A 17463-nucleotide genomic window follows, 5' to 3' on the forward strand; every position below is an offset into this window, starting at 1 on the left:
TACCAAGGGGGAGGCCGTGGTGGAAACACGAAAACGGTGCGGGGTGCTGATCGCGGGGGCCGTCATCGGTTTCCTGGGGGGAGCCGCCGACGTATGGGCGCAAGGCGCTGCGCCCGCTGCGAGAGGAATCGACAGCGGAGACACGGCCTGGATGTTGACCGCGTGCGCTCTGGTGCTGGCGATGATCGCGCCGGGCATCGCCTTCTTCTACGGCGGGCTGGTCCGCAGCAAGAACGTGATCGGCACGATGGTGCAAAGCTTCGCCATCCTGTGCGCGGTCAGCCTCGTCTGGGTGATTTGCGGCTACAGCCTCGCCTTTGGGCCGGACCGTGGCGGCGTGATCGGGGGACTCGATTGGGCTGGTCTGAGCGGTGTCGGGGCGACGCCCAATCCGGCTTACGGTCCGGCAATTCCACACACGGCCTTCATGCTGTTCCAATTGCTGTTCGCCTCGTTTACCCCGGCGTTGATCACCGGCGCTTTCGCCGAGCGGATGAAATTCAGCGCCATGTTGGCGTTCACCGTGCTGTGGTCGCTGTTCGTGTACGCGCCCCTAGCCCATTGGATCTGGGGTGGAGGGTGGCTGAGCAAACTGGGTGCCGTCGATTTCGCTGGGGGGACCGTCGTCCACATCGGCTCCGGGTTGAGCGCGCTGGCCTGTGCGCTGGTCGTAGGGCGGCGGCGTGGGTGGCGAACGGATTATATGGCGCCCCACAACCTTCCGTATGTACTCCTCGGCGCGGGCCTGCTCTGGATCGGCTGGTTTGGGTTCAACGGCGGGAGCGCGAGGGGCGCCAATGCGGTGGCGGTCAATGCACTGGTAGTCACGCATCTGACGGCGGCGGCCGCCGCTCTCTCCTGGATGATCGTCGAATGGCAACATCGCGGCAAACCCACCGTTCTCGGGGTGGCCAGCGGCGCCGTCGCCGGTCTGGCCACATCCACAGCCGGCGCCGGGTTCGTCGGTCCGAACGCCGCGATCCTGATCGGTCTGGTCGCGGGAGGCTGCTCCTATCTGGCGATTGTGTGGAAGGGACGGATCGGCTATGATGACACCCTCGACGTCGTCGGGACGCACGGCATCGGAGGCGTGCTGGGGACGTTGGCGGTGGGGGTGTTCGCGTCCAAGGCGATCAATCCCGTCGGGACAGACGGCCTGTTCTTCGGCAATTCCTCCCAGTTGGCCGTTCAAACCGTGGCGGTGGTGTCGGCCGCGGTGTTCAGTTTCGTCGGCTCCTATGTCATCCTGAAGTTGGTCGAGAACGCGATGGGGCTGCGCGTCTCGCACGAAGAAGAAGCCACTGGGCTGGACCTGACACAACACAACGAACGGGCGTATTCGTGATGAGGAGCGAATAGCAAGCAGCGAATGGCGCATAGGGTAGCGCGGCGAGCAAACCCGGCGACGTGCCGGCGGCGATTCGCTGCTCGCTGAGGGAGATGTTATGAAGCTGGTCGAAGCGATCATCAAGCCGTTCAAACTGGATGAAGTGAAGGATGCGCTCCTCGAGATCGGCATTCAGGGGATGACGGTGACCGAGGTCAAGGGATTCGGTCGGCAGAAGGGTCACAAAGAGACGTACCGCGGCACGGAGTACACGATCGAGTTCGTGCCCAAGGTGAAGATCGAGGTTGCGGTGACTGACAACCAGGTTCCTCGCGTGATCGAGACGATCGCCCGGACGGCCAAAACCGGCAGCATCGGCGACGGCAAGATCTTCGTGCGGGACCTGAGCGCAGCGGTCCGCATCAGGACTGGCGAAACGGGGGAAAGCGCATTGTGAAATCCGTTCCGGGACACGATTCCTCCCTCAACGTTCTGGGAGACGGCGAGGTCGAAAGCGTCGGGACGATGTTAGCCGAGCACCGCCGCGCCATCCACCAGCGCTTGGAAGACGGCGCCTCCGGCGCCGAAGTGGTCTCGGCGATCACCGATCTGGTGGACGGCCTCATCGCCGGACGGTACCGGAACGCGGTGCGCAAGGGCGGGGAGGACTTCGTCCTGGCCAGCTCCCAACACTGCTGTCTGGTCGCACTGGGCGGGTACGGCCGCCGGGAGCTGGCGCCCCATTCGGACATTGATCTCATGTTTCTGTTCCGGCCGGAAGCGGACCGTGTGGTGCCGGAATTGGTCCGCCGCGTGCTGCACCCACTCTGGGATGTCGGTTTTCAAGTGGGTCACAGCGTACGGACGATCCAGGATTGCGTCGAACTGGCCGCAACGGATTTGACGATTCGGACCTCCCTGATGGAAGCGCGGTTCCTGGCTGGCAGTCCCGAGTTGTTTCAGGAATTCCACGGGAAGTATTTCCGCAAGGTGGTGTCGAAAGGCACGGACGCCTATCTGGAGCGCAAGCTCGCCGAACGACGGCGCGAGTACGAGAAGTTCGGCGAAACGGTGTATTTACTGGAGCCCAACGTCAAAAAAAGCAAAGGCGGGTTGCGGGACCTGCACATGCTGCAATGGGCGGGGATGGCCCGCTTTCATGCGCCGACGGTCCGCGAACTGTCCGACCGCGGCCTGATCTCCCGGGAGGATTACGCGGCGTTGTGCGACGCGCGTGAATTTCTTTGGCGTGTGCGGGCCTTCATGCATTTTCGAGCTGGAATGGCGCAGGAGATCCTGACGTTCGATGAACAGGTCTGGTTGGCCGAAAAGTTCGGATTCCGTGACAAGCCGAACCTGCTGGCCGTCGAGCAGTTCATGCAACAGTATTACCGCCACACGATGGGGTTGCACGAGCGGTGCATGCGGTTTGTGGACCGCTGTCGCAGCGTGCCGTTCCGGCAGCGGCTGGTCCGGATCCTGCCGGCGCCCCGCGTGGAGGAGGATTTCGTTGTGATCGGCGACGCGCTCGGCGTCCGCGCCGAGCGGCGGACCCGTGTGTTGAACAGCCCCGCGAGGCTGTTGCGACTTTTCGACCTGGCGCGGGAAAGGCGGCTGGCACTCGACCCGTCTTTGCTGGAGGACATCCATCGCCACGCCGGGCACCTGCCAGGCGAAGCGTTTCGCACACCCGACGTCAGCCGGAGCTTTGCGCGTATTCTGTCCGGTCCCGGAGCGGCGCAGACGTTACAGGCCATGCACCGAGCGTCCCTGCTGGAGAAATTGATCCCCGCCTTCGCGACGGTGCGCGGCCTGATGCAGTTCAATCAGTATCACAAGTACACGGTGGACGAGCACAGTCTGTTGGCTGTGGCGAAGGCCGAAGCGTTAGAGCAGGATCAGGGAATGCTGGGCGATGTCTACCGGCAGATCAAACGCAAGGACATCCTGCACCTGGCCGTGCTGCTTCACGATTTGGGCAAGGGCCGCGAGGAAGATCACTGCGAAGTCGGGAGAAGGATCGCGGAGGATGCGGCGGCGCTGCTCGGGTTCGACGAGCAGGAGACGCGCACGCTGGTCTTCCTGGTGCACCGGCATTTGCTCATGGCCCACACGGCGTTTCGGCGCGATCCCTACGACGAGAAGGTGCTGCTGCCGTTCGCCCGTGAAGTAGGGACGCCCGAAGTGCTGCGGAAAATGCTGATTCTCACGGCGGCCGATATTGCCGCGGTGGGTCCTGGCATGTTGACGAAGTGGAAGGAATCGCTGTTGATCGAACTCTATCTGCAGACGATGCCAGAAGTCTCGGGCGAACGGGGGACGGCGGACGAGCCAGAGCGGTGGAAACGAGTGGTGAGTGAGGTGGCGCAACAGGCCTCGCTCGTGGGGCTGAACGCTGCGGCTTCCGACTGGATCGAAGTGCAACTGCGACAATTTCCCCTGCGGTATGTCTACGGCACGCCGCCGAATCGCATTGCGGCCCATCTGGCGGCGATCAGCCGGCTCAAGGAAGGGCAGGTGTTGGTGGAGGCGGAGTTCAATCCGTCGCTGGGCACCTGTGAGTATGCGGTGGTGACGTTCAACGATCTGATTCCTGGGGTGTTTTCCAAGATCGCCGGCGTCATGGCGGCCAGCGGGCTGCAGATTCTTGACGCGCAGATTCTCACCCGCCACGACGGCGTTGTCGTCGACACGTTCCAGGCGGCCGATCCGGACTACAACGGCGCGCCGCCGCCGGAGCGACTGCAAGCGATCAGCCGCACCATCGTCGCGGCGTTGAAGGGCGAGGTGCGGATCGACGAGTTGATGCGGCGCAGCGCCAGGATCTCGTCGAGCCGACTGTTTCCGTCCAACCGGCAGCCGACCGAAGTACGGCTCGACAACGAGACGTCCGACCGGTTCACGATCATCGATGTGTTTGCGGATGACCGTCAGGGCCTGCTGTACGTCATCACCAACGCGATCTTCCGGCTCAACCTGTCGGTGCACGCGGCCCGTATTTCCACGCGGCTCGATCAGGTCGCCGACGTGTTTTACGTGACGGACCTGCAAGGCCGGAAGATCGAGGACCACGCCCGCTTGGAGGCCATCCGCGCTGCGGTGGAGGCGGAGATCGAAGCGTTCCTCAGCAAGAAGGTCGCATGAGTACCGGCCGCGGCTGCGCCGACGAGTTCGGCGGAGCCTTCTCAACGAAGGAGGAAAGGGCATGAATGTGCGAGAGGTTTTGGAATTTGCGAAGAAACATAAAGTGCTGGTGGTGGATCTCAAGTTCTGCGACCTGTTGGGGACGTGGCAGCACTTCTCGATTCCGGTCGAGGAACTGAACGAAGGCCTCTTCAAGGATGGATCGGGATTCGATGGGTCGTCGATCCGCGGCTGGAAGGCGATCCAGAACAGCGACATGTTGGCGATCCCAGACCCGGCCACGGCCTGTCTGGACCCGTTTGCCGCTGTGCCGACCTTGAGCTTGGTCTGCAATGTGGTCGATCCGATCACGCGCGAGAATTATGACCGCGATCCGCGGTTCATCGCGCAGAAGGCGGAGAAATATTTGCAGAGCACGAAGATCGGCGACACCTCTTACTGGGGGCCAGAAGCCGAGTTCTTCATCTTCGATCACGCCCGCTACGATCAGAACAGCCACAGCGGGTACTATTTCATCGATTCCGATGAGGGGATCTGGAACGCAGGTAAGGAAGGCGTCAATCTCGGCTCGAAGCCCAGGCATAAGGAAGGTTACTTTCCCGTGGCGCCGACCGACACGCAACAGGACATCCGCAGCGAAATGATCTTGGAGATGCAAAAGGTCGGCATGTTGGTGGAAAAACATCATCATGAAGTCGCCACGGCGGGCCAGGCGGAGATCGACATCCGTTTCGACACGCTGGTCAACATGGCCGATAAGATGATGATGTATAAATACATCGTGAAGAACGTCGCGCGACGCCACAACAAAACGGTAACCTTCATGCCGAAGCCCATCTTTGGCGACAACGGGTCCGGCATGCATACGCACCAAAGCATCTGGAAGGACGGCAAGCCGCTGTTCGCGGGTAAGGAGTACGCCGGCATCTCCCAGACGTGCCTGTATTACATCGGCGGCATTCTAAAGCACGCGAAGGCGCTCGCCGCGTTCACCAATCCAACGACGAATTCCTACAAGCGGCTTACGCCGGGCTTTGAAGCGCCGGTGCTGCTGGCCTATTCGAGCCGCAACCGGTCGGCGGGCATCCGCATCCCAATGTATTCGCCCAGTCCCAAGGCCAAGCGGATCGAAGTGCGGTTCCCTGATCCGGCCTGCAATCCCTATCTCGCGTTCGCCGCCATGTTGATGGCGGGACTGGATGGGATTGAGAACAAGATCAACCCGGGCGAACCGGCGGACAAGGACCTGTACGATTTGGAACCCAAGGAGGCGGCGAAGATTCCGACCATGCCGGGCAGTCTGGACGAGGCGCTCAACAATCTGGAGCGCGATCACCAGTTTCTGCTTAAGGGCGGCGTGTTCAGCGAGGATTTCATCGAGACCTGGATCAATTATAAGCGGAGCAAAGAAGTCGACCAACTCCGCCTGCGACCCCATCCGTACGAATATTTCATGTATTACGACGTGTAGGCGATACACTAACGGTATCTGGCGAACAGCCTAAACGGATAGCAGAACGCGACACAAAGGAGCGTGTCGCTGAAAGACTGACGGCTGTTTGCTATTCGCGCAACGTGAAGCCCGACAACGTCGTCGGGCGGGACGCCGGTCGCGTGTTAGAGACCGGCGCAATGGCAAAGGCGCCAACCGCCATCGCGGGAGATGTGTCTCGTCTGTCGCGATGGGATGTGTGGCGCCTTTTTGTTTGTCGGCCAAACTTGGCCGACGGGATCGCACCGGTGGACACGTGGTGAGTGTGACCGATCTGACCGAGGAAGAACGGTTGCGGGAAGAGGTGGCCGCGCTCGAGGCGATTGAAGCGGTGCTGGCCGGGGCAGGCGCGCTTCAGCAGAAACTGACGCAGGCGCTCGATTTGACGCGGGACCGTCTCCGACGCCTTCGTGCAAAGATGTTTCCGGGAGGCGAATCCGGTGAATCGCTGTCGACCCAGGAATCAGGCTTTGCCAGTCTCGTCGGAGAGAGTCCGGCCATGCTGGAGGTCTACCAGGCGATCAGGCGGGTGAGCCACAGCCAGGCGACCGTACTGCTGCGCGGCGAGAGCGGAACCGGCAAAGAGCTGGTGGCGAAGGCTATCCACGTGGAAGGGCCGCGAGCGGGCGGTCCGTTCATCCGGCTCCACTGCGCGGCGTTGACCGAGACGCTGTTGGAAAGCGAGTTGTTCGGCCATGAGCGGGGTGCTTTCACGGGCGCGGTCGAGACGCGCAAAGGACGCTTCGAGCAGGCGGACGGCGGGACTCTGTTTTTGGACGAGATTGGCGACATCCCGCCGACGACGCAGGTGAAGCTGCTGCGGGTGTTGCAGGAGCGCTGTTTCGAACGGGTCGGCGGCAATCGGTCGATCTCGGTGGATGTGCGGCTCATCGCCGCGACGCACCGGGATCTGGAGGCCATGGTGCGGAGCGGCGCGTTCCGGGAGGACCTGTATTATCGACTGAACGTCGTGCCGATCACACTGCCTCCCTTGCGTGAGCGCGCCGAGGACGTGCCGTTGCTGATCAATCACTTTCTGGCCCGCTTCAATCGCGAGAACCGGCGGCAGGTGTCCCTAGGGGACGATCTTCTGGCCTTGATGTCCAGCTATCACTGGCCGGGCAACGTCCGGGAACTCCAGAACTGCGTGGAACGGCTGGTCGTGATGGCGGAGCGGGACCGGATGACCATCGACACCGTACCGCCATCGCTGCGTGGCTATTTCGCTGACATGCGACACGTGGCGCGGGAGGAGTGCAGCGGCGGGACTCTGGCGGGCAAAGAGCGGCTCCCGCTAGGAGAGAGTTTGCAGGAGATCGAGCGCCAAAGGCTTCTCGAGGCGTTGGAGCGGACCGGGTGGGTCCAGGCAAGGGCTGCGCGGGCGTTGGGACTTACGCCGCGGCAGGTCGCGTACAAAATGAAAAAGTACGGGATCCGTGGGCCATGAAACCGGTGGCGGAATGACGAAGATCGGATGATCGGGAAAAAACGGACCGGTAAGGGAAGGAGGAGGCGATGAGGCCGACATTGTCGCCCGAGCAATATTTCGAGCGGACCGTTGAAGAGTCAGTGGTCGAAGCCGTGTTGCGCGCGGCTGAGCCGTCCAGGCGGCAGTTTCTGGCCGGCATGGGGAGCGCCGCGCTGACCGCGCTGATTGCGGAGGTTTTTCCACTGGCCGAACTGAAAGCCTTCGCGGCCGATCCGGCTGGCAAGCCGGAAAAAAAGGATGTGAGCATCGGCTTCATCCCCATCACCTGCGGCACGCCCATCATCATGGCCGAGCCGCTGGGCTTTTATAAAAAGCACGGGCTGAACGCCTCGGTGAAGCGCGCGGCGGGATGGGCCATGATCCGCGATTGGGCCGTCAACAAGGAGGTTGATGCAGCGCACATGTTGACGCCCATGCCGCTGGCCATCACCCTGGGGGCCGGCTCGATGGCCACACCGATCTACATGCCAGCGGTGGAAAACATCAACGGACAGGCGATCACGCTGCACATCAAGCACAAGAACGTGAAGACCGCGGCGGACATGAAAGGGTTCCGGTTTTGCGTCCCGTTCGACTACTCCATGCACAATTACCTGCTCCGTTATTTCCTGGCGGAAGGCGGGATCCATCCGGACAAGGATGTGCAGATCCGCGTGGTACCGCCGCCGGAAATGGTCGCTAACCTGAAGGCCGGCAACGTGGACGGGTATCTCGGGCCGGATCCCTTCAACCAGCGCGCGGTCTACGAAAACGTCGGATTCATTTACAAGCTGTCCAAAGAGATCTGGGATCGGCACCCGTGCTGTGCCTTCACGGTGACAAAGGAGTTCGCTTCCGCCTTCCCCAACACGTTTCTTGCCCTCTGGCGGGCCATCGTTGACGCGACCCATTACGCCTCCAACCCGATGCACCGTAAGGAAATCGCGGCGGCGATCGCTCCGGCGAATTATCTCAATCAGCCCGTCACCGTGCTGGAACAGGTGCTGACCGGCACCTACGCCGATGGGTTGGGCAAGATTCAGAACATTCCGGACCGCATCGACTTCGATCCCTACCCGTGGCATTCGATGGCAATCTGGATTTTGACGCAGATGAAACGGTGGGGCCATCTCAAAGGCGAAATCAACTACAAGGCGGTCGCCGAACAAGTGTACCTGGCCTCGGGGTGCGACAAGATCGCGAAGGAATTGGGTTATCCGACGCACCAATCGACCATGATGAAACACACGATTATGGGCCGCGTCTTCGATCCCGATCAGCCGGAGGCGTATGTGAAGAGCTTCAAAATTCACAGCATGGTCTGAGGGTGGCGGGCGAGACTGCTTCAACGAAGGGGAGAATACGCTGGGAAACAAGAAAGTCGGAGAGGGATGAAGCTGTGGTGGGCAAGGGGAATCCGTGGGTGATTTCAGGGTTTTTGCTCGTGGTGTTTCTGCTGGCGTGGCATTTGTTCACGCTGCGGCCGTCGTTTGATCCACGAGGGTTGACCGAGGAGCAGCTCCAATTGATGGAATTCAACGGGGACATTATCAGGTTGGAGGACGGAACCTACGTCTGGAATCCGGACAAAGAGAAGGTGAAAGGCATACCCGGCCCCCTGGCGGTTCTGGAAAAGGCGCGCACCGAGTTGGCCGAAGCCTTTGTGAAGAAAGGGACCAACGATCACGGCATCGGGTATCTCGTGATCTATACGGTTTCTCGGTTCGCCGGCGGATTTCTCGCCGCGTCAGTCGTGGCGATCGTTCTCGGCGTCGTGTTGGGGCTTAACCGTGTGCTGTTCCGGGCGATCAATCCGTATATCCAGATTCTCAAGCCGATCTCGCCTCTGGCCTGGATGCCGTTGCTGCTCTACACAGTCAAGGACCCGAAATGGACCGCGGTTCTCGTGGTCTTCATGGCTTCCCTGTGGCCGACTCTGGCGACCACCGCCTTCGGCGTGAATTCGCTCAAAAAAGAGTACCTCCATGTGGCCGCGATTCTGCAACTTTCTTGGTTCAAGCGGCTGTTCAAGGTCATCTTGCCTGGCGCGGCGCCGACGATCGTGAACGGGCTTCGCATCTCGTTCGGGAGCGCATTGGTGGCTGTGGTGCCGGCCGAGATGCTGTTGGGCGAGTTGGGGGTCGGCTATTTGAGCTGGATCGAATGGAACAACTTGGATATCGCCGGCGTCATCTTCGCCATTTTGGTTGTCGGCGTCGTCGGTGTCATCCTGGACTCTGGTTTCAACAAACTGGCGGGATCGGTGACGTATCAGGAGTAGAGCCAAGCGGCTGGCGATCAGCGGCCGGCTCTCAGGAGAACGACCCATGGCTTTTCTGGAAGTCGACCACGTGAGCAAATACTTTCCCAGTCCGTCGGGGATCGGTCAGGTGTGTATCTTCAAGGACGTCACGATTCGGGTCGAGAAAGGCGAGTTCGTGACGGTCATCGGCCATTCCGGGTGCGGCAAAAGCACCCTGCTGAACATCATCGCCGGTCTGGAGCCGATGACCGAGGGCGGTGTGATTCTGAATGGAAAAGAAATCTCCGGGCCCGGACTGGACCGGATGGTGGTGTTTCAGAGCTTCGCGTTGATGCCGTGGATGACGGTGTTCGACAACATCGCGCTGGCCGTGCGGTCCGCCTATCCGGAATGGGACCGGGGACGGGTGGCTGCCCATGTGCGCAAATATGTCGCGCTGGTCGGGCTCACGGGGGCCGAGAACAAGAAGCCCGCGGCGCTGTCCGGCGGCATGAAACAGCGTGTGGGATTGGCCCGGGCGTTTTCCATCGAACCGAAGGTGCTGTTGCTGGACGAGCCCTTTGCGCAGATCGATGCGTTGACCAGGGGGGTGATCCAGGAAGAGTTGATCCAAATGTGGAATGCCACCCGGAACACGGTGTTTATGGTGACGCACGACGTGGACGAAGCTATCCTGCTGTCGGACAGAATCATGCTGATGACCAACGGCCCGGCGTCGCGGATCGCCGAGATCGTCGATGTAACCATTCCCCGTCCTCGCGCACGATCCACCATTATCGAGCATCCGCATTATTACAAGATCAGAAATCACATCATCCATTTCCTGGTCCGCCACGCCGCGCGCGGACCGGACGGCAGGGAGGAAGGTTCTTTGGACCGGGCGGCCGGCGCGGAACCGCTGGTGGTGAACTTCGAAAAGGATTCGCTTGTGTTGCGCTGAGTCGAGGTCGGCGGACGGCCATTCACGGAAGGAGGGGGCACATGGAAGCGAAGAAACCACGGGACATCATCAAGGCCAAACGGCTGGCAAAGAAGGTGACGATCGCCGAAGTGGCGAAGACCATCGGCAAAAGCCCGATGTTCGTCGCGGCTGCATTGAACGGTAATCACCGGTTAACTCCGGACGAAGCCCAAAAAGTCGGCAAGTTGTTGGAGTTGGACAAGGAGACGACGGAAGCGCTGAGCCGGTTTCCGGTGCGGACGGATTTTCCTAACACGACCGATCCGTTCAAGTACCGGCTGCTGGAGATCGTCGGGGTCTACGGCGACGCTCTGCGCGAGATGGCCAACGAGCTGTTTGGTGACGGGATCATGAGCGCCATCGATTTTACGATCGACATGGAGAAAGTGACCGGCAGCCAGGGGGAGGCCCGCTGCAAGATCACGCTGAACGGCAAGTGGCTGGAGTATAAGACGTTCTGATCGGACGCATCCGAGGGGAAACGCCCCGCCGGCCTCGCCCGGCGGGCGGTCTCGAAGCCCGAGAGGAGCAGGACAGCATCATGCGGAAGACCATGAGAATGACGGCGGCATGTCTGTGGGCGGTGTCATTGACCGCCGGAGAAACGGCCTGGGCGCAGGATGGACTGGCTGCGGCAGGCGCGACCGCGATCAGCGCCGCGGACACGGCCTGGGTGTTGCTCTCGTCGGCTTTGGTGCTGGCGATGATCATGCCGGGCCTGGCGCTGTTCTACGGCGGCCTGGTCCGGAGCAAGAACGTGCTCGGGACCATCATGCAGAGCTTTGCCATCCTGTGTCTGGTCACGGTGTTATGGGTGTTGATCGGATATAGTTTGGCCTTCGGTCCCGATACGTGGGGCCTCATCGGCGGGCTCGATTGGGTCGCGTTGAATGGGGTGGGGCTGGCGCCGAATGCGACTTACGGTCCTACGGTTCCCCATCTGGCCTTCATGGTGTTTCAACTCATGTTCGCGGCGATCACGCCGGCTTTGATTACGGGCGCTTTCGCCGAACGAATGAAATTCAGCGCGCTGATGCTGTTCGCCGCGCTCTGGTCCTTGTTCGTGTACGCGCCGATCGCGCATTGGCTGTGGGGCGGAGGGTGGCTGGGGAAGCTGGGGGCGCTGGATTTCGCCGGAGGCGCTGTCGTGCATATCAGTTCCGGCGTTAGCGCCCTGGTCTGCGCGCTGGTGTTGGGTGCGCGTCATGGTTACGGAACCGATTACCTGGCACCGCACAATCTCCCGATGACGCTTTTGGGAACCGGCTTGCTCTGGTTCGGATGGTTCGGCTTCAATGCGGGTAGCGCCCTGGGGGCGAATCAGACCGCGGTGACGGCGTTTGTGGCCACGCACACGGCGGCTGCTGCCGGAGCGCTGGCCTGGGTGTTGATCGAGTGGAGCCATCGGGGCACGCCAACGGTCTTGGGAATCGCCAGCGGTGCGGTCGCCGGCCTCGCAACCATCACGCCGGGAGCGGGGTATGTGGGGGTGTTCTCCGCGCTGGCGATCGGATTGGCGGCCGGCGCCCTGAGTTATCTCGCGATCATCTGGAAAGGGAAATTCGGCTACGACGATTCGCTGGATGTCGTCGGCATCCACGGCGTCGGCGGCATCTTCGGTATCTTGGCCACGGGCCTGTTCGCTTCCAAAACGGTCAACCCCGGCGGGGCTGATGGGCTCTTCTTCGGAAATCCCGGTTTCTTCGGCGTGCAAGCGGTGGCTGCGCTCACAGTCGCGGCGTTCTCCTGTGTCGGGACGTTCGCAATTCTGAAGGTGGTGCAGCGCACGGTTGGGCTCCGGGTGTCGCCTGAAGAAGAGTCGATCGGTTTGGATATCAGCCAGCATAACGAGCGGGCATACTCGTAAGACGGCCACGTGCCCCGTCCATCGCCCTCGGGTTTCCGGTTGCCTTCAAACCTGTCCTCTCCACGTGTCACCGACGCTGATGCTGTCGGGGAGAAGGCGGCGGTTCTCCGCCGTGGCCGAAGGCTGTTCGAAACCGTGCCGGTCGTCGAAGACCATGACAGGGTGCGCGTTCAGGTTTATTCCTTCCTGGAATCCAACGGCGGCGCCGTTGGAGCGCATCCACGCGGTTCTTCCCACACTTCCCCTCGTCCCGTGGGCGATCCAAGGCATTTCGTCGTGACACGCCGACTGCCTTTCCCTCCTTCGGAGCTTGTCGCTCATTCACTGTTCCTTTGCCGAACAGTTTATGCCGCTTTCTACGGCTCGGGTTCGTAACCAACGGGATTGTCTCGGTAATCTGAGCGTCCTCGCAGCGGGAGGAAGAGTGTTGGGCAACATATCCCCTCCTTGGAGGTAGATTCTTCGAGGAATACCGTCTCCTCGGAATTTCTTTTATGCTTTCTGATGACGGGTGGAAACGGTGACCGTTCGACCGACCAGGAGAGTGTAACGATGTTCAGTGTTGTGGAATTTGCGGCGTTGGTCGTGTTGGCTGGGGCCTGTGTTGACGAGGTCGCAATGCCGATCGGCTTCGCACAAGCCGCCATGCAACGGCATCCACCTGTCCGAGCGCATGACCAGCCGGATAGGAGCGCGTGGAGCTGACCGGAGATCGAAGGAAGAGCCATGACCCTCTCCTCCGGACCAGAGAAAGAGAACGGCGACACGGGCGATTTCCCAAGGAGGCGACTGTACCGTCGCATTCCCGTCCGATGCTTCGTGTATTACTTGGCTGACAATTTCATGGGCACCGGAACGGTATTGGATCTCTCTCTCAACGGCTATCGCATCGAGGGCAACCATCCGATCGGCTTCGAGATGAACCTCGCCCTGCGCGTGTTTCTTCCGAATGATCCGCGACCTCTGGACGTGGAACGGGCAGCCGTGCGGTGGATGAACGGTCTTGAATTCGGACTGCAAATCGTCAGGATCGCTCCAGAAGCTGAGGCGCGCCTCAACGAATTCGTGGCGTCCTACCTCGTCCGTATTGCGTCCTTACCTACTTGCTGAGTGACCGCCGTCCCGAGATATCTATTTTCTTGAAAGTCCGCTCGGCCCGCAGCATCTGAGCTTTTCGCAGTTAGGTGGGGTAAGCCTCCCTAAACTGAGTATTGCTCCGCTCGATTTCGTTGAAGAATTGGCTTATAGTTCGATTCCGGTCAACAAAGGATTTTGGATCATCTTTTCGATCAGCAAAAGGAAGGATGCGGTGGCGGTTCTGAACAGAGGAGAAGTCGCGGCGATTGTCGTTGTAGCCTCGGTTGTGGTTGGTGTCTGGATTTCGGTCACGGCTGATGAGGGTGTATTTGGAACGCCCAAGGGGACGGAAGGCACCCGAATCTTCAAGGCCGTCGAGCATCCGTTTTACACGGGGGAGTTTCACATCAAGGGTGAACGGGCAACGTTGATCGGCAGCATGCAAGACGCTCCACCCTGGGATCATCTCGACTATGCGGGGAAACATTTGAATTCTGTGGAGGGCACCATTCAAATCGATGTGAACGAACTCGCTAACACCGGTCGGGTTGTGGCCGAATTCGTCGAGAAGGCGGACCGCTATCGAATCATATTTGACCGGTTTACTGCGTCGCTTCCGTATCAGGATGGAGGCATCGCAAGCCGCGTTTACGAGCATGGCGATTCCGGCAACGGGGACCCCCTGTACCCCAAGACATGGCTGTATCTCGCGGGATGGGGGACTGCCACCGTGTGGAAAAATGAGCGGGTTCTCTATCAGGACTACCAGGCTCACTTTATGGTGATGGAGCGGTCGAGAGACCGTAAGACCAACGAGGTGCGGTATCCGATCAAACGGACCTTGCCCGGTGGAGAGACCGACCCTGCCGGAATGGAAATCGACCTGTGGGTGCGCTCGAAAGAACAAAACACCAAGAACTTCCCTCCCTATGAAACTTTCGTCCATCTCTACTGGGAAGCGGTAACATGGCGCTAGCGCGGCCGCCGGTCCATGTTGCCTGATCCTGATGATGGAAGATGGTGGCGTGCTTTTTCCGGTCATTCGCTGCTGAGCAGGCGAGTGCCTTTCCAAGGATTTCTCGGTCGGCACGCTGTTCCATGGTCGCCTAGCCAGAGAGTGGAGAATTCTCCGATCAGACCGCGTCAAAAGCCCGCTGTAGGTATTGAGGGGCAGTTGCAGAGGACGGGGACGGAGCCTGCTTATAAGCCGCTCGTATTCATAAAGGGATCGTCGGGGTTGATGTTGATGTGCAGGTGTATGTTTTCCGGTCGAGGGGAAAGCCGACATGGCGTGCTGCCGACGACCGGAACTATTACCTCGCGCGCCAATCCCTTGGAGCAGAATGTTCGGATCTATCGTGTGGTGGAGGGGTGCGGCACATGCTCCAGAACAGGACCAGACGATCGAGATGAGACGCTGGCACGTGCTGCGGGTCATTACGCGGCTGCCGAATCGAAGTGCTCCATGACGAGCGCAGGGTATTCGACCTTTGCAATCATGAGTTTCAGCGCGGACGCATTGGGCTTTGGACGAAATCCGATGCGATCACCTATTTTGATGACTTCAAGTCTGGCTTCTGCAACGAGTCGCTTTACGCAGTGAGCAGGCAGCGGGGCCGCGTGTCAGCCCTCGGCTGAAAACGGCCTCGTCCGCAGGATTCATCAACGCTACTGTCTCTCCTTTCGTACATCTAGACCCATTAGCATTTGAAGCGCAAGGGGCTGCCTGGCACCTGGAGAATCTGATCGGTTCTGCCTCCCTTTTTGTCTGTTTTCCGACAAAATTGTCGGGCCGGTTGTCCTTGTTCAAGGCAATGGTCGGTATTCGCAGGGAATTTTCGAGTGATGCGTCCTGGCACTGGAGTTGCTGACATCTCGGCAAAGGAGGTCACCATGAGCGCATTGGCCTATGAGTTTGTGCAAGCGTTGTCCATCGAAGAGCGACTCCTCGATGCCTTGCGCACACAAGGCCCGCAGATGCTGGAGGAGATCGTCCATTTCTTGACCGACGCCAGTTGGGTCCAAGTGTTTCTGGCGGTCGACCGGCTGAGTCGAGCCGAGGCGATTTCGCTTCAGCCGGTCCGGCGTTGCGAATATCGCGTCGCGCTTATTCGGCCAACTGCCTGATGGCTCACTCCGATCCGATTCTTTGGCTGCTCGTCGCCGGGACGTTCACCTTTCTGACCATTCCGGGCGTGGCACTGTTTTACGGCGGGATGGTACGGAAAAAGAATGCCCTCAACACCATGGCGCTTCCCCTGCTGGCGCTCGGGCTGGCGTCGATCGGCTGGCTGAGTGCCGGTCTCGGGTTGGAAGCGAGCCGTATCGTCGGGGTGGTGACCGATGCGGAGCGGAATAGCGGACCGTTGCTGTCGATCTTTTCCGCCGAGGCCGGGGCGCTGGCGTTGGCACTGGTGGCTGGTGCGGTGGTGGAACGGGTCCGGTTGCCGTTTTTTTTGCTGTTCTCGGTCTTCTGGATAGCGCTGGTTTATGGTCCGCTCGCGTACTGGCTCTGGGGCGGCGGATGGCTCGCGAACCTGGGCAGCCTGGACTTCGCTGGAGGGGCGGTCATCCACATTAGCGCTGGGGTGGCGGCATTAGTAGCCGCCGTCCTGATCGGTCCGCGGAAAGGATTCGGGCGAGCGGACATGATGCCGCACGATCTTCCTCTCTCGATCTGCGGCGCGGGCTTTCTCTGGGTGGGATGGTGGGGCTTTGCAGCCAAGCCGGGCGTGGCGACAGTGACTGCGGTCACCAGCGCGTTCGTGGCGATTCACCTGGCGGCGGCCTCCGCTGCGTTGGCTTGGACTGCTGCGGAGTGGCTGCAACGGGACAAGCCCACCGTGTTGGGTACGGTCAGCGGGGCCGTGGCCGGGCTGGTAGCGATCGCGCCAGCGGCCGGCTATGTCGGCCCGCTCTCGGCGCTGGTGATTGGGATCGGAGCCGGAGGCTTCTGTTATATGGCCGTGAACTTTGTGAAGCCGATCCTGGGGTATGACGATTCGCTGGATGTCTTCGGCATGCACGGCGTTGGCGGGACATGGGGCATGGTCTCCACCGGGTTGTTTGCTTCCACGGCGGTCAATCCCGACGGAAGCGACGGTCTGTTTTACGGTTATCCCTATCAATTCTTTGCCCAGGTGGTCGCCGCCGCTGTAACCTGGGTCTACGCCGGCGCGATGACGGTGCTTTTGATCAAGGTTCTTCAGCGGCTGATGTCGCCGCGCGCTGACCAAGAGGCCGAAGTGCTGGGGCTCGATCTCTCGCAGCATGGGGAGAAAGCGTATTCCTGATGCGTGACACATGCCATGTGATGCGCGGTTCCACGCGCACCGGCAACGCTTCACGCGCCACGGGTTCTGTATGGCAGTGATCCACGATGACATCGGGCGACGGCGGTTTTTAAGTCAGGCCGTCATGGCGTTCGGGACGCTGTTCGGGATCGGAGCGCTGGCTCTGCGGTTTGTGCAGTTCCTGGTGCCGAGTCAAAAGTCGAAACGGTACGAGGCGGTTCTGATCGGAACCGAAGCCCGCCTGCCGATGGGCGAAGCGGTCCCTGTGACGCTCGGCACCCATAAGATCATGGTACTCAAGACCGAGGAAGGCGTCACGGCCTTTTCCCGGCGCTGCACCGATCTCGGTTGTTTGGTCTCCTGGAACAAGGAGCGCGGGCAGTTCGTCTGTCCATGCCACCAGGGCGTATTCGATAGGACCGGCCGGAACATCGCCGGCCCGCCACCGCGCCCGCTGGACCGGTATCAGGTGGTGGAACGCAACGGACAGTTGTACGTGAACATTCTTCAAAGCAGTTAGCCGTCGGCTCTCGGCGTAACGCTGAGGACTGAAGGCCGAACGTTGAGGGTG

16 protein-coding genes are annotated in these 17463 nt (G+C 60.7%); all 16 read left to right on the top strand.

The features are described from left to right. The first annotated feature begins 19 nt into the window (after positions 1 to 19). Entirely contained in the window at positions 20 to 1345 is a 1326-nt protein-coding gene (locus tag ACWHTU_RS06970) for an ammonium transporter (protein ID WP_447862719.1), read from the top strand. 100 nt (positions 1346 to 1445) lie between these two features. Continuing rightward, a complete protein-coding gene (locus tag ACWHTU_RS06975; protein WP_447862720.1) occupies positions 1446 to 1784 on the top strand; it encodes a P-II family nitrogen regulator in 339 nt (112 codons plus the stop codon). Continuing rightward, positions 1781 to 4471 (top strand): [protein-PII] uridylyltransferase, encoded by a 2691-nt coding sequence (glnD, locus tag ACWHTU_RS06980; RefSeq protein ID WP_447862722.1) that lies wholly within the window; start codon positions 1781 to 1783, stop codon positions 4469 to 4471. Before ACWHTU_RS06975 ends, glnD begins: the two co-directional genes overlap by 4 nt. A gap of 61 nt (positions 4472 to 4532) precedes the next feature. Then, positions 4533 to 5942 (top strand): type I glutamate--ammonia ligase, encoded by a 1410-nt coding sequence (gene glnA, locus ACWHTU_RS06985; RefSeq protein WP_447862724.1) that lies wholly within the window; start codon positions 4533 to 4535, stop codon positions 5940 to 5942. A 235-nt stretch (positions 5943 to 6177) separates the two neighbouring features. Continuing rightward, positions 6178 to 7410 carry a sigma-54 interaction domain-containing protein gene (locus tag ACWHTU_RS06990; RefSeq protein WP_447862725.1) on the top strand — a complete coding sequence of 411 codons (1233 nt, stop codon included), beginning with the start codon at positions 6178 to 6180 and terminating at the stop codon, positions 7408 to 7410. Between the two features lie 68 nt (positions 7411 to 7478). Next, the gene (locus tag ACWHTU_RS06995; protein WP_447862727.1) at positions 7479 to 8756 is read left to right on the top strand and encodes a CmpA/NrtA family ABC transporter substrate-binding protein; all 1278 of its coding nucleotides are present in this window, start codon (positions 7479 to 7481) and stop codon (positions 8754 to 8756) included. A 74-nt stretch (positions 8757 to 8830) separates the two neighbouring features. After that, on the top strand, positions 8831 to 9712 hold the full coding sequence (locus tag ACWHTU_RS07000) for an ABC transporter permease (protein WP_447862728.1): 882 nt from the start codon (positions 8831 to 8833) through the stop codon (positions 9710 to 9712). A 46-nt stretch (positions 9713 to 9758) separates the two neighbouring features. Continuing rightward, a complete protein-coding gene (locus ACWHTU_RS07005; protein ID WP_447862730.1) occupies positions 9759 to 10634 on the top strand; it encodes an ABC transporter ATP-binding protein in 876 nt (291 codons plus the stop codon). Positions 10635 to 10675: 41 nt separating this feature from the next. Next, a complete protein-coding gene (gene cynS, locus ACWHTU_RS07010) occupies positions 10676 to 11116 on the top strand; it encodes a cyanase (protein ID WP_447862731.1) in 441 nt (146 codons plus the stop codon). Between the two features lie 188 nt (positions 11117 to 11304). Continuing rightward, positions 11305 to 12522: an ammonium transporter gene (locus tag ACWHTU_RS07015; RefSeq protein WP_447863325.1), complete on the top strand. Its 1218-nt coding sequence runs from the start codon at positions 11305 to 11307 to the stop codon at positions 12520 to 12522. A 552-nt stretch (positions 12523 to 13074) separates the two neighbouring features. Beyond that, positions 13075 to 13227 (top strand): hypothetical protein, encoded by a 153-nt coding sequence (locus ACWHTU_RS07020; RefSeq protein WP_447862732.1) that lies wholly within the window; start codon positions 13075 to 13077, stop codon positions 13225 to 13227. A gap of 21 nt (positions 13228 to 13248) precedes the next feature. Continuing rightward, positions 13249 to 13632: a PilZ domain-containing protein gene (locus tag ACWHTU_RS07025; RefSeq protein WP_447862734.1), complete on the top strand. Its 384-nt coding sequence runs from the start codon at positions 13249 to 13251 to the stop codon at positions 13630 to 13632. A gap of 199 nt (positions 13633 to 13831) precedes the next feature. After that, positions 13832 to 14575, top strand: coding sequence for a hypothetical protein (locus ACWHTU_RS07030; protein ID WP_447862735.1), 744 nt, complete (start codon positions 13832 to 13834; stop codon positions 14573 to 14575). Between the two features lie 917 nt (positions 14576 to 15492). Further along, positions 15493 to 15726 carry a hypothetical protein gene (locus ACWHTU_RS07035; RefSeq protein WP_447862736.1) on the top strand — a complete coding sequence of 78 codons (234 nt, stop codon included), beginning with the start codon at positions 15493 to 15495 and terminating at the stop codon, positions 15724 to 15726. Then, the gene (locus tag ACWHTU_RS07040) at positions 15726 to 16892 is read left to right on the top strand and encodes an ammonium transporter (protein ID WP_447862738.1); all 1167 of its coding nucleotides are present in this window, start codon (positions 15726 to 15728) and stop codon (positions 16890 to 16892) included. The genes ACWHTU_RS07035 and ACWHTU_RS07040 overlap by 1 nt, the downstream gene beginning before the upstream one ends. A 10-nt stretch (positions 16893 to 16902) precedes the next feature. Continuing rightward, positions 16903 to 17412, top strand: coding sequence for a QcrA and Rieske domain-containing protein (locus tag ACWHTU_RS07045; protein WP_447862740.1), 510 nt, complete (start codon positions 16903 to 16905; stop codon positions 17410 to 17412). The last annotated feature ends 51 nt before the right edge of the window (positions 17413 to 17463 follow it).

The organism is Nitrospira calida (assembly GCF_976986435.1).

Bases quoted from the DNA above. Each gene is read 5' to 3' on its own strand.
- ACWHTU_RS06975 (WP_447862720.1), top strand. From the start codon at position 1,446: ATGAAGCTGGTCGAAGCGATCATCAAGCCGTTCAAACTGGATGAAGTG.
- glnA (WP_447862724.1), top strand. From the start codon at position 4,533: ATGAATGTGCGAGAGGTTTTGGAATTTGCGAAGAAACATAAAGTGCTG.
- ACWHTU_RS06995 (WP_447862727.1), top strand. From the start codon at position 7,479: ATGAGGCCGACATTGTCGCCCGAGCAATATTTCGAGCGGACCGTTGAA.
- ACWHTU_RS07005 (WP_447862730.1), top strand. From the start codon at position 9,759: ATGGCTTTTCTGGAAGTCGACCACGTGAGCAAATACTTTCCCAGTCCG.
- cynS (WP_447862731.1), top strand. From the start codon at position 10,676: ATGGAAGCGAAGAAACCACGGGACATCATCAAGGCCAAACGGCTGGCA.
- ACWHTU_RS07020 (WP_447862732.1), top strand. From the start codon at position 13,075: ATGTTCAGTGTTGTGGAATTTGCGGCGTTGGTCGTGTTGGCTGGGGCC.
- ACWHTU_RS07025 (WP_447862734.1), top strand. From the start codon at position 13,249: ATGACCCTCTCCTCCGGACCAGAGAAAGAGAACGGCGACACGGGCGAT.
- ACWHTU_RS07035 (WP_447862736.1), top strand. From the start codon at position 15,493: ATGAGCGCATTGGCCTATGAGTTTGTGCAAGCGTTGTCCATCGAAGAG.
- ACWHTU_RS07040 (WP_447862738.1), top strand. From the start codon at position 15,726: ATGGCTCACTCCGATCCGATTCTTTGGCTGCTCGTCGCCGGGACGTTC.
- ACWHTU_RS07045 (WP_447862740.1), top strand. From the start codon at position 16,903: ATGCCATGTGATGCGCGGTTCCACGCGCACCGGCAACGCTTCACGCGC.